The 12,964-nt window shown below is 31.9% G+C and carries 13 protein-coding genes; 3 read left to right on the top strand and 10 right to left on the bottom strand.

The genetic code is table 11. The features are described from left to right. Nucleotides 1-110: 110 nt before the first annotated feature. From AC5LAX_RS09695 to AC5LAX_RS09680, 4 genes are read right to left on the bottom strand one after another with little or no spacing between them, the layout of a single operon-like run. Complete coding sequence (locus AC5LAX_RS09695) at nucleotides 111-899, bottom strand: class I SAM-dependent methyltransferase (protein WP_288908965.1); 789 nt, start codon at nucleotides 897-899, stop codon at nucleotides 111-113. A gap of 14 nt (nucleotides 900-913) precedes the next feature. After that, complete coding sequence (locus tag AC5LAX_RS09690; protein ID WP_018998947.1) at nucleotides 914-1,450, bottom strand: ECF transporter S component; 537 nt, start codon at nucleotides 1,448-1,450, stop codon at nucleotides 914-916. 50 nt (nucleotides 1,451-1,500) lie between these two features. Next, a complete protein-coding gene (locus AC5LAX_RS09685) occupies nucleotides 1,501-2,400 on the bottom strand; it encodes a selenium metabolism-associated LysR family transcriptional regulator (RefSeq protein WP_288908964.1) in 900 nt (299 codons plus the stop codon). A 10-nt stretch (nucleotides 2,401-2,410) separates the two neighbouring features. Continuing rightward, nucleotides 2,411-3,592, bottom strand: a complete 1,182-nt coding sequence (locus AC5LAX_RS09680) for an aminotransferase class V-fold PLP-dependent enzyme (RefSeq protein WP_266286569.1) — start codon at nucleotides 3,590-3,592, stop codon at nucleotides 2,411-2,413. 131 nt (nucleotides 3,593-3,723) lie between these two features. On the opposite strand from AC5LAX_RS09680, the gene yedE reads away from it, so the two are divergent. The 3 genes from yedE to AC5LAX_RS09665 are packed head-to-tail and all read left to right on the top strand — an operon-like array spanning nucleotide 3,724 to nucleotide 5,299. After that, nucleotides 3,724-4,809 carry a YedE family putative selenium transporter gene (gene yedE / locus AC5LAX_RS09675; RefSeq protein ID WP_288908963.1) on the top strand — a complete coding sequence of 362 codons (1,086 nt, stop codon included), beginning with the start codon at nucleotides 3,724-3,726 and terminating at the stop codon, nucleotides 4,807-4,809. Between the two features lie 18 nt (nucleotides 4,810-4,827). After that, the gene (locus tag AC5LAX_RS09670) at nucleotides 4,828-5,034 is read left to right on the top strand and encodes a sulfurtransferase TusA family protein (RefSeq protein ID WP_008538314.1); all 207 of its coding nucleotides are present in this window, start codon (nucleotides 4,828-4,830) and stop codon (nucleotides 5,032-5,034) included. Between the two features lie 19 nt (nucleotides 5,035-5,053). Then, entirely contained in the window at nucleotides 5,054-5,299 is a 246-nt protein-coding gene (locus AC5LAX_RS09665) for a putative Se/S carrier protein (RefSeq protein ID WP_008538313.1), read from the top strand. Nucleotides 5,300-5,346: 47 nt separating this feature from the next. Here the strand turns inward: AC5LAX_RS09665 and AC5LAX_RS09660 are convergent, their stop codons facing one another. The 6 genes from AC5LAX_RS09660 to AC5LAX_RS09635 form a co-directional block, all read right to left on the bottom strand. Further along, entirely contained in the window at nucleotides 5,347-6,156 is an 810-nt protein-coding gene (locus AC5LAX_RS09660; protein WP_288908962.1) for a MerR family transcriptional regulator, read from the bottom strand. Between the two features lie 20 nt (nucleotides 6,157-6,176). Beyond that, the gene (gene scpB / locus AC5LAX_RS09655; RefSeq protein WP_008538311.1) at nucleotides 6,177-6,785 is read right to left on the bottom strand and encodes an SMC-Scp complex subunit ScpB; all 609 of its coding nucleotides are present in this window, start codon (nucleotides 6,783-6,785) and stop codon (nucleotides 6,177-6,179) included. Between the two features lie 192 nt (nucleotides 6,786-6,977). Continuing rightward, complete coding sequence (locus AC5LAX_RS09650; protein ID WP_008538310.1) at nucleotides 6,978-8,246, bottom strand: galactokinase; 1,269 nt, start codon at nucleotides 8,244-8,246, stop codon at nucleotides 6,978-6,980. A 229-nt stretch (nucleotides 8,247-8,475) separates the two neighbouring features. Beyond that, nucleotides 8,476-10,533, bottom strand: coding sequence for an elongation factor G (gene fusA, locus AC5LAX_RS09645; RefSeq protein ID WP_288908961.1), 2,058 nt, complete (start codon nucleotides 10,531-10,533; stop codon nucleotides 8,476-8,478). Between the two features lie 147 nt (nucleotides 10,534-10,680). After that, nucleotides 10,681-11,832 carry a S41 family peptidase gene (locus AC5LAX_RS09640; RefSeq protein ID WP_117976792.1) on the bottom strand — a complete coding sequence of 384 codons (1,152 nt, stop codon included), beginning with the start codon at nucleotides 11,830-11,832 and terminating at the stop codon, nucleotides 10,681-10,683. 20 nt (nucleotides 11,833-11,852) lie between these two features. Continuing rightward, nucleotides 11,853-12,956 (bottom strand): murein hydrolase activator EnvC family protein, encoded by a 1,104-nt coding sequence (locus tag AC5LAX_RS09635; RefSeq protein WP_288908960.1) that lies wholly within the window; start codon nucleotides 12,954-12,956, stop codon nucleotides 11,853-11,855. Nucleotides 12,957-12,964 lie beyond the last annotated feature (8 nt).

Below are 12,964 nucleotides of genomic sequence, written 5' to 3'. Positions count from 1 at the left end.
TAAAAGGACTTAGTCCCGTAGAATACAGAACTAAGTCTCAATTAGTAGCTTAATTAATATGTCCAATATTTTGGGTGCATGTCACATATAAGCTTAGGTCTTTTATATTTTTAGTTTAAATCAATTACTCCATAATGAATAGGAGCGTATTTACCACCACAGATTTTAGTAAAACCAAGGCGAGAAAATTCAAGACTGCGACTATTTTCTTTGAAGACTATGCGATATTTAGCAACGCGTTTAGCTTCATTTAATGCTTCGTGGCTAACAGCTCTCATATCCGCTAATTGGCGAAGTGGATTTAGACTTTTACTGTCTGTGAGTGCATGGCGAAACATAGGGTCAAAATAGATGACATCAAAACTATTATCTGCTTGTTCTTTAAGAAAACTTAAATAATCTTGATTGATAACAGTGATATTATCCATAGCAGATTTTAAATCGTAATTAGTAGGTAGATAAGTCTTTAGTCCATCTTTGACGATTAGAGCAATTAAAGGATTGACTTCAAGACCGATGACTTTGCCTTTAGGGCCTACACCATATGAGCTGATAATTGCATCAGAGGCAAAACCTAAAGTGCAATCTAAGATGGTTTTATTTTGTAAAAATTCTCGTCCGCCCATAGCTTCAAGCATATTATCAATATCACCACAACGTAAACGTTTCATGCGAACTTGAGCCATATTAGGGTGAAAGAACATCTCGCCTGTAGGTAAATCTAAGACTAATTTATCTTTTTTTACAACGATTACAGTATCTGCATTCTCTTGTTGTTTTATTTTATCAATGCCAAGATTATTTCTTGTAACATAGGGAATAGATAAATCTTTAGCAATTTGTTTAGCTTTATTTTCTAAATCAATTGTTACTTTGCGAATAGTAGTAATTACAGTCAAATTTAAAGCTCCTTTTAAATGTTGCGATGTACAAAATTTGATATAGGTTTATAAATGAAATAAGTTATCAAAGCATTTATACTTGCTTTAATCAAATTAAAAGGTATGATGGCAGGTAAAAGTAGTTCAATAACTTTTTCCATAGGTGCGCCTAAAAAAATAGGTGTTAATAATAGATTACAGATGACCATAACACAAGTCATACTTAAAGCTCCGCAGATTAAACCGACAACAGCAGAACGTTTTGTTTTTGTACGTTGATAAATAAATCCGGCAATAAAAGCAAAAGTACCTGTAGCTAAAAAATGCATGACGATACCGATTGGACCACCATCACCACTGATGAATAAACCTTGTAAGATAGAAACAATTGCTGTCAGGATTACACCACCCATAGGGCCAAAGAGAAAACTGCCAATGAGAATAGGAATATCAGCAGGGTCATATTTCATAAATGGAACAGCAGGCAAAATCGGGAAGTTAATCAACATTACTAAAATCAAAGACAAAGCTACAAGCATTGCCATGTTTGTCAATATTTTTATTTTCAATATACTAACCCTCTCTATATTTAATCTTGTATAGTATTATAGCGTTTATTTTATTTTTTTGCATAGAATTTTTGTACAAATTTTATAAAAGATAAGATATGTTCTTTTAAGATATAGTCTTTATGATAAGCAAAATATAAACTGCGAGTTAAGCTATTTTCAGGTAATTTTATAGTGAGCAAATTATCTGCATCAGTGATTGCTTTAGCAGAAATAAACGAGATGCCAAGGCCACTAGCTACTAATTTTTTGATGGACTCTTGGTCATTTAATCTAGCTATGATATTTAAGGATTTTTCGGATAGATTGATTTGCTCAAAGTAACTTTCTAAACGTTTTTTACTGCCACTACCTTGTTCACGCAAAATAATAGTTTCTTTTTTCAATAAAGAGATTAAATCATCTTGATTAAATGCTTTTTGGGCAAAATGTAAAAATTTTTCTTGTTTAGGAGTAATCATCACGATTTCATCATGAAAAAAAGGAACAAAATCAAGCTCTTTTTCAAAGGATTTCATACCTACCATACCAATGGTGAATTTGCCATTCAAAATAGATTGTAAGATATTACCACTGTCATTTTGATGAATATGCAATTGGATATCGGGATATTTTTGACAAAATAATGGTAATACTTCAGGTAATATATAATCGGCAGGAATGGTAGAAGCACCGATACGAATGATTTTTTTATTTTCTTCAGACCATTTTTGAATTAAATCATTTTTTAATGTGAAGATTTTTTGAGCACATGCAAATAATTCTTTTCCATGTGGTGTGATTTCAATATTTTTAGTAGTGCGAATGATTAAACGAGAATTAAATTCTTGTTCAAGCATACGAATATGAGTGCTGATTGTAGGTTGAGAAATATATAATTTTTCCGCAGCTTTAGTAAAACTTTGATAGCGAACAACAGCACAAAAAGATTCTAATTGTCTAAATTCCATAATTAATATCCTATATATTTTGTATATCTTTATTTAAAATGAGTTTAGTTAAAGCTTCTATAGTTAAATCTATCTCTTTTAATGTATTGAAATAACCAAAGGAAAAACGGATTGTGCCTGTAGGAAAAGTACCTAAAGTTTTATGTGCCTGTGGGGCGCAGTGAAGACCAACTCTAGTCATAATTTGAAATTTATCATCTAAATCATAGGCAATTTGTGATAATTCATGATTTAAAACTTGAATAGAAACTACGCCTGTACGCATAAGAGTATCTTTTTTGCCAATAAGACGAATATATTTTTCATCAGGGTCTAATTGTTGTATCTGTTGCAAAAAATAATTTGTCAACATATTTTCATGTTCATGGATTTTGGCGATAGTAATTTTTTTTAACCATTGTAAGCTCGCATGTAGCCCAATAATACCAGGAAGATTTAAAGTACCAGCTTCAAATCTATCGGGCATAAATTGGGGTATTTCTTCTGTATGACTGATACTACCTGTGCCACCACTGATTAACGGTTCAATTTGTTTAATCATATCTTCAGATAAAATAAAGCCACCTATTCCTTGTGGACCTAATAAACCTTTATGACCTGTGAAAGCTAGAGCATCAATATGCATTTTTTGCATATCAATGGGCAAAATACCAGCAGTTTGAGCACAATCTACCATGAATTTTAAATTATGTTTGACGCAAAATTCGCCAATTTGCTCAATTGGTAAGATGGTTCCACATACATTACTAGCATGAGTTACAATGATAAGCTTAGTGTTTTCTTGTAGACAATCAGATAATTTTGCCAAAGGAAATGTTCCATCTATATGGCAAGGAACTTGAGTATAACTGATATTTTGTTTAGTTAATTGAGTTAAAGGACGCATAATAGCATTATGCTCCATAGAAGAAATTATTACATGATCATTTGGTTTTAAAAAGCCTTTTAATAATATATTTAAACTTTCTGTTATATTTTTGGTGAAGACTACATTTTTACTATCTGTAGCGTGAAATAAATCTTTTAATAATTCTCTTGTTTCAAAAACTATTTCTTCAATAGAATATGCATTATTATAAGAACCTCTATTGATATTTACTGCATTATGAGCAAGAAAATTATAGACTTCTTTAGCTACTGAAGGTGGTTTCGGAAATGATGTACTAGCATTATCTAGATAAATTTTGTGCATGATAAAAACCTCATTTATTATGATTTTTGATAAATAGATGAAAAATATTAATAAATTAAATTAGACATAGCTTAAGTTTAGATGCTATGATAAACGCATTGTGCATATACATAGAAAGGGAGGCATATATTATGCAAAAGAATGAAAGTATGATGATTATACTTTCAGGGGGAATTATAGGTATTATAGCATCTTGTTTAGTTTATTTTGGTAATCCTATGAATATGGGTTTTTGTATTGCTTGTTTTTTACGTGATACAGCAGGTGGTTTAGGTTTACATTCCACAGCAACAGTTCAATACATTCGACCAGAAATTATCGGTTTGATTTTAGGTAGTTTTATAATTGCTGTGGCTAAAAATGAATTTAATGCTAAAGGTGGCAGTTCGCCCTTAACACGTTTTATATTGGCATTTTTCGTGATGATTGGCTGTTTGATGTTCTTAGGTTGTCCTTTTAGAATGATATTGCGTTTAGCAGGTGGAGATTTAAATGCTATTTTTGGCTTAGTAGGATTTATCGCTGGCATTATGGCAGGAGTATTTTTCTTAAATAAAGGATATAGTTTAAAAAGAACATATAAATTGCCTAAATTAGAAGGTAGTATTTTACCAATTATCGCTGTAGTTTTATTAGTATTTTTACTAACAGCACCAGTATTTATTCATTTTACGGAAAGTGCTTCAGCTCCAGGTGGCAAACATGCAGCTTTAGCTATTAGTTTAGTTGCAGGTATTATTGTAGGTATGTTGGCTCAACGTACGCGTTTATGTATGGTTGGTGGCATAAGAGATATAATTTTATTTGGTCAATCAAGATTATTATTAGGTTTTATTGCTATTTTAGTGAGTGCGTTTATTTGCAATTTAATACTTACAAATATCACAGATGTATCATATTTTAATTTAGGTTTTGATAAACAACCAATAGCTCATACAGATGGAATTTGGAATTTCTTAGGTATGTTATTAGCTGGTTTTGGCTGTGTATTACTTGGCGGTTGTCCATTGCGTCAATTAGTCTTAGCAGGTGAAGGCAATTCTGATAGTGCTATCACTGTTTTAGGTTTAATTATCGGAGCAGCTTTTGCCCATAATTTTGGTTTGGCTTCTAGTGGCAATGGTCCAACAGTAAATGGTCAGATTGCAGTAGTTATCGGTCTAGTTGTAACGATATTCATAGCATATTTTAACACATTTAGTATTAAATCAAAATAATGAGGGAGTTTTAGATTTATGGAAATTTTAGATGCAAGAGGACTTTCTTGTCCAGAACCTGTGATTATGCTTAGCAAAGCAATGATGAGCAAAGAAAATAAATATCAAATGGTAGTAGATAGCCCTACAGCTAAAGAAAACGTGAGCAATTATGGTAAAAAGCAAGGCTATAATGTCAATATTACTGAACAAAATGGAGAATATACTTTGACTTTTACAAAGTAAAAGTTAAATATAAACTACAATGAAATATATAGTAACTTTTTATGCACATTTTGGTGCTATTCGCTTTAAAAAATTATGCGAACAAATGAATATAAAAGCTAAAATTATGCCTGTGCCACGAGATTTGAGCAGTAGTTGTGGGACTTGTGTCTTATGTGAAGGTGAATTGATTGATGAACAGCAAATTCATCAAGATGAAGTCGAACAAATTGTAGAACTTAAAGAAAATAAGTATCATCTTATCTATAGGGCAGAAAATAGTTAAAAGAAAGTAAAAGCTATTAATAGTAATATCTATTAATAGCTTTTTTGTTAAAGAATACGAGCTTCTATTCTCATTAAATAATAATTGAAATCTGTTTCAGAAAGATAATTGAGCATATCTTCTTCATATAAAGCACCTATGACATTGTAATTCATATTATGTAGTTCTTCTACAAATTGAGCATAAGCTTTGATTAAATCATCATAAGAACCACGAATATATTTTATGGCATATAATCCAGAAGGTTTTATCAGTAATTGTTTATTGTTTACTTTGCGATTTATTTTCGTGCAAAAATACGTAGGTTGGAAAGTTTTGTCTTGAATATGTTCAGCAGAAATGATTTCACCTAAAGAAAAAGTATAATAAAAATTATGCTTATTACAATAATTGACATGTTGAGAAATAGCTGAAAAAATAGCTTTATCATCAGGAGTTTTAGGCCCTTCAGTTACAATAAAATACTCTTCTTCTTTATGAGTGAATGTGATTTTATCAATTTCTACATTGAAAGAATCAAGTGTGATATTCATTGTATTTTTTAATAAACTACGCAATCTTTTTAACCGTTCTATTTCTTGATGGATTTTTTTATCTTTTTCTTTTAACATGGATAAAAAAGTTTTAGCATCGCGATTATCCATATATATTTTGATTTCTTCTAAGCTAAGACCTACTTCTTTTAAAAGTGAAATCATATCAAATAAAAATGCTTGATTAGCTGAATAATATCTATAGCCATTAGGGGCTATTTTGGCAGGTTTTAATAAATTAATATCATCATAGTGAAATAATGTATCTTTTGTTGTATTGCAAAATTTAGCAAATTCGCCACTGGTGAATAATTTTTGTTCCATGATAAAATACCTTAATTGTTTTAATCAGTTTTTAAATCTTCATTAGAAAATAAATTTGCTTCTTGGTAGAGTTTTTCTCGTTCTTCATAACTCATATTTGGCAATTCTGGCAAATCTTTTATATCATTTAAGCCGAAACATTGTAAAAATGTAGAAGTAGTACCATATAATATAGGTCTGCCGATGACCTTTTTACGGCCAACTTCTTGAATTAAATCTCTTTCAAGTAAACGACGTAAGATTTTATCTGTATTTACACCGCGAATTTCTTCGATTTCCTGTTTAGTAACAGGTTGCTTAAAAGCAATGATAGATAGTGTTTCCATTATAGGTTGAGAGAGCTTTTTATCAACGACTTGAGTGAATTTTTCAAGATAAGGAGCTATTTTTATTTTTGTACATAATCGATAGCCACCAGCAATTTTGACTAATGCTAATCCACGATGTTTAGCTTGTAAATCTTCTTGTAAGGACATGATGAGTTCATCTAATTCATCGCTTGTAATGTTTAAAGTATTTGCTAAGCGAAAATGAGATACTGCTTCACCCGATATAAATAAAATTGCTTCTAGTGCAGCTTTTAACTCATCTTTATCTTTGGAAATTATAGGAGTTTTTTCTGTTTGCATAAATTATCCCTCCTTTTTTAGTTATTAAATATAAGAAATATATTTGAGGAAATAGTTGTATTTTATTTTATCAAAAAAGCTGTGATTTGCCTATTAAATATCAATATAATCGTAAAATAAATAGCAGGCAACACAAAAATATGTTGCCTGCTATTTGGAGATTGTATATTAAGAGAATTAGAGAGAGCTAAATTAGAAAACTTTAACGCTACCTGCATCACGCATATGAATTTCATAATATTCATTTTTAAGAACATCTTTGAGGAATGCTCTAAATGCAGGAGATTCTTCTTTTGGAATAACAGAAAGAATAGAACCAGCAAAACCGCCACCATGAACACGGCATACACCTTTATGATTCTGGAAGTAAATTTCATTCATAGCGAGGAAGAGTGCAATACCTTGATGTTTAGGGTCTGGTGTTGCACAGTTCTGTAAAAATCTCCAAGAAGAAAGACCAGAATCAGTAACAGCTTTTTCAAAGTTAGTGTAATCATGTTCTTTAACTTCTGCAGCTAATTTGCGAACACGTTCTGTTTCTGTAATGAAGTGGATAGCACGAAGAACTGCACGGTCGCCAGCTTTTTCACGAAGAGCTGGAAGATTTGCCATGATATCGTCCATGCTAACATCTTTTAAGTATTCTTTACCAAAGAATTGGGAGATAGCTTTCATTTCTACAGTGATAGCAGTGTATTCGCCATCAAGAGCGGAGTGATCTTCGCCTGTAGGAGTGATGAAAAAGTCATATTTATCTTGAATAACTTTACTATCTAATTTTACAACTTCAGGGTTTTCATAGTTAGCAAAGTCAATAGTAATCATACCACCAGTAGCACATGCTAATTGGTCTAAAAGTCCGGATTTTTTATCCCATTTGTTATTTTCAGCCCATTGACCAGCTTTAGCACATTCTAAAGTAGAGATTTCGTTATTGTTGTAGAGGTCATTTAAAATTGCGCAGATAAGCATTTCAAAAGAAGCAGAGGAGCTAACACCAGCAGCACTTAATACTGTAGTTGTCATGAATGTAGTGAAGCCACCAATTTTTCTGCCATTTTGAACGAAACGTTCGAGAATACCTTTGATTAATTTAACAGTACGAGAGTCATCTTCTTTAACAGCTAAATCATTAACATCAATAGTGAATTCATCATATTCTAAGCTTTTTACATGAATTTTGCCGTCAGCATTAGGAGTAACAATTGCGATTGTATCCATGTCGATACTTGCAGCTACGATACGACCAAGTTGATGGTCTGTATGGTTACCAATGATTTCAATACGACCAGAAGAACTGAAGAAAGATGCATTATCAACAGGATAAACTTCAGCAAAAGCATCAGCTAATTTTTGATAACGTTTAACTTGAGTATCTACAGCTTGTTCATCAAGATTGTAAAGGCTCATAAGTTTTTCTTTAGCTTCTTGAGATTTTAAGAATTCGATAATATTAGACATTTTTATACCTCCATTTTGGTAAACGTTTTCTTTAAATAGCAAAATAAAAAAGGGAAAAAGCCCAATCCCTATACCACAGTTGTATCTTATGTAATATATTATGCAGCTTTTGTGGTTGATTGTCAAGTATAATTTTTAAATTTAATTTTTTTATATATTTTCTGAAAAATGCAAGATAGACCTACAAAAAATGTAGGCTATCTCACATTTCGTTTATTATTTTGAGATTTTATTTATTATTTTCAGCAATTATTTGTTCACTAATTTTAGCAGGAACTTCTTCATAATGTGAAAATTCCATAGTGTAACTGCCACGACCTTGAGTTGCTGAACGTAAATCAGTAGCATATTTATATAATTCAGCTAAAGGAACTTGAGCTTCAATGATGCTGACATCGTGAGATGGGCTTTCAGTATTGATGATGCGACCACGTTTTGTATTGATACCACTGATTACATCACCCATATAATATTCTGGAATTGTGATTTTTAAAGTATAATATGGTTCTAAAAGTACAGGTTTTGCTTCAGGAATACCTTTTTTTATAGCAAGAGCTGCTGCTGTTTTGAAAGCCATTTCTGAAGAGTCAACAGTATGATAAGAACCATCAAAGAGATTAACTTTGATATCAACCATTGGATAACCAGCTAAAATACCTGTTTGAAGTGTTTCACGAACACCTTTCTCTACAGCAGGAATATATTGACGAGGAACAGCACCACCTACGATAGTTTCAGTGAAAGTAACACCACTACCTAATTCACCAGGGCTAAATTCTAACCAAACATCGCCATATTGACCATGTCCACCACTTTGTTTTTTATGTTTTCCTTCAACTTTGCTAGTGCCACGGATAGTTTCACGATAAGCGATAGCAGGCTGATAAAGTTTAGCTGTAACGCCAAATTTATTTAGGAGTTTTTCAATAGCTACATCGAGATGTAATTCACCTACACCACTGATAGTTAAATCGCCAGTTTCTGTATTTTTATAGATTGTTAAAGTAGGGTCTTCATCTACTAGACGAGTTAATGCATTGCCGATTTTATCTTCGTCAGCTTTTTTATCTGCTTTGATTGCCATAGTAAACATAGAAGCTGGATGAGTAACAGGTTCATATTTGATAGGTTCTTCTTCATTACATAAAGTATCACCTGTTTTTGTTGCTTGAAGTTTGGTGATGATTACGATATCACCAGCATGAGCAATTTTTTGAGCTTGTTGATTTTTACCACAAGCACTATAAAGACTGCTAATACGTTCAGTTTTTTCGCTAACGCTATTATATACAGAACTGTTTTCAATTAAAGTGCCAGATAAGATTTTTAAGTAACTAACTCTACCGATGAATTGGTCAACAACTGTTTTAAATACATATCCGGAGAAAGCATCTTCTGTACGGCGTTCAATGAGTTCATTATTTTTTGGATTAATACCCATAGAAGCACGGAAATAAGGTGTTGGCATATATTCAATGATACTGTTCATTAATTGTCTAAAGCCAATACCTTTAGTAGCACTACCGCAAAGTACAGGGAAAATTTTAGCATTTACGATACCTTCAATGAGAGCAGCTGCTACTTCTGTTTCAGTGATTTCTTCGCCTTCAAGATATTTTTCTAATAATTCATCATTAAATTCAGCGCAAGTTTCCATGAGCATATGACGAGCAGTATCTACTTCATCTTTCATATATTCAGGAATTTCATAAATTAAATCTTTATTTTTGATTAAGACTTTTGTATTCATAGTGATAAGGTCAGCTACGCCTTGGAAATTAGCTTCGCTACCAATAGGAATTTGAATAGGAACAATTCCTTTACCAAAATGAGCACGTAATTCTTCTACTACTTTATAAAAATCAGCATGTTCACGGTCCATTTTATTGATGAAAATAGCACGTGGTAGAGATAATTCTTCAGCATATTTCCATGCTCTATCTGTTTCAACTTCAATACCAGATGTAGCAGAAACTACTACGATTGCTGATTCACAAGCAGTAAGAGCAGATTTTACTTCTCCTGTAAAATCAGGATACCCTGGAGTATCTATGAAATTAATTTTGTAACCTTGCCATTCACAAGAAGCTAGACTAGAATCAATAGTCATTTTGCGTTTTACTTCTTCTGGTTCATAATCAAGTATGGAAGTGCCATCATCTGTTTTGCCTACACGATTAGTAGCACCACATTTGAAAAGGCAGTTTTCTGCTATTGATGTTTTACCAGATTTGCCATGTCCTACTAATGCTAAATTTCTTAATTGTGTACTATTAAATTCTGTCATATTAAAATCCCTCCTGGGTGTAAAATCTTAAAAATCTATATTTAATATATTCTCTGAAAATTTTTAAAATCCTTTTATAATTTTAGAAAAAAATAAAAGACTATCACTAATATTATTTATTTTTTAGTGATAGCCTAAATAAAATATTTAATTATTATTTAATTGAGCTTTTAAAACTTCTAATGCTTTATCTAATTGTGTATCTGAAGTAGCATTTTCATCTAAATTTATTTCAATATCAGGTGTGATACCTGTGCCATCTATAGAACGTCCACTTGGTGTATAGTACTTAGCAATAGTTAATTTTACAGCATCATCTTCAAACATAGGTAAGATTGTTTGCACAGAGCCTTTACCATAAGAAGTATTACCGATTATTGTACCTGCTTTTGTATCTTGAATAGCGCCAGAGAGTATTTCAGATGCACTAGCACTGTTTTTATTGATTAAGACAACAAGAGGATATTCAGGAGCTTCTAAAGATGAAGAATATGTTTCTTTATTTCCTTGTTTATCAACGATAGAAACAATTTCTCCTTTAGGTACAAGTTTTTTAGCAATTTCAACACAAGTTGTCAAAAGTCCGCCAGGATTGTTGCGTAAATCTAATACAAGTGCCTTCATACCTTGATTTTTTAAATCATTGTAAGCTTCGTTAAATTCATTGGCAGTGTCTTCAGAGAAAGATACTATTTGAATATAGCCGATATTATTATCTAACATTTTATGACCGACAGTTTTTAATTTTATATTGTCGCGTGTAATCGTTATATCTTGATTTGCATTATCGCGCATAATGGTTAAAACTACATCGGTGCCAGCTTGTCCACGAACATGGGCAGCTACTTCATCAAATGCCATTTGAGTTACTGGTACCCCATCAACGGCTAAAATTTCATCACCTTCTTGAAGACCTGCTTTTTGCCCTGGAGAATTTTCCATGATGCCGACTATATGAATTTTTTGTTCATTATCCATACCCATGACAACACCGATACCAGCAAAAGAGCCTTCTGTTTGTTCCATTAAGGTTTTATACATTTTAGGTGATAGGTAATTGGAATGAGGGTCATTTAAGGATTTTACCATGCCATCAATCGCACCATCAATTAGTTTTACATCATCAGTATCATTGACATATTTTGTTTCAATGAAGCGATAAGCTGTAATAAAACGCATTAGATTGCTAAATCCTTGTTCATTAAAACCGAGAGCATAATAAATTAAACCTAAAGTAGAAATTGAGGAGATAATTGCTATGAGTAAGACTGCAATTATAGTTTTTAAAATTTTATTCATAAAATATCACCACTTAGTATTTATAAATAGTCATATGGGTTAGTAGGTTCACCATTGACACGAACTTCAAAATGACAATGAGGGCCTGTGGAATTTCCTGTAGAGCCACAATGAGCTATGACATCACCTTGAGAGATATTTTGACCGACACTTACAGTGAGTGATTGATTATGACCATAAAGTGTAGAAACGCCATTTCCATGGTCAATAATGACAGTATTGCCATAACCGCTAATCCAGCCTGAATATGTTACAGTACCAGAGTCAGCAGCATAGATATTCATGCCATAATCACCACCAATATCAATACCGCTATGATAGCGAGCATTGCCATAAATAGGGTGAGTTCGCCAGCCATATTCAGAAGTTATAGGGCCACCTAAAGGCCAAATCATTTGCCCTGTGCCGACATATGCCGAAGAGCCTCGTCTTTGTATCATTAAAGCAATTTGTTCAGATGCATTCATGAGTTCTTTATATGCTTTTTCTGATGTTTCTTTGTCATATTTTATTCTATCTATCATTTTATCAAGAGCGGATTTTTTATCATCAAGAGCAAATTTTTTAGTTTTAGCTTCGTCATATAATTTTTCTGTAGCAGTTTTTTCTTTTTCTAATTCTGCTTTAGTTTGTATAATGCTATTGCGTTCTTGATGAATTTTAGTGATTAAATCATAGTCATAGCGTAAAATTCTTTTGATTAAATCCATTCTAGTCAAAAAATCTGAAAAATCTTTTGCACCAAATAAAATATCTAGATAAGAAATTTGTCCATGTATATAGATATCACGTACACGTTTTTGTAAATATTTCTGGTTCTTTTTCAATGATTGTTCAGTATCTGCTAATTGTTTTTTCTTTTGAGCAATCTGTTCATTAGCATTGTCTAATTTAGCTTTTATTTCCTTATAAGCTGTATTTGCTTCATCTAATTCTGCTTGTAAGATACGCATTTTTTCAGAAACCTCGTTTAATTTATCAGTGGCTTCTTGTATTTTATTTTTTTCTTCTTGGGCTTGTTGTTCAATGCGTTCTTGTTTTTCAGAAAGGCTTTCGGCAAAAACGAGAGGTGTGTTTGTCATAAAAAAGCATAATAATAAAGATAAAATAAGAAATTTTTTCATTAAAATAT

This window comes from Megamonas sp. (assembly GCF_986095205.1).
This window is presented reverse-complemented; position numbering and strand designations above follow the sequence as displayed.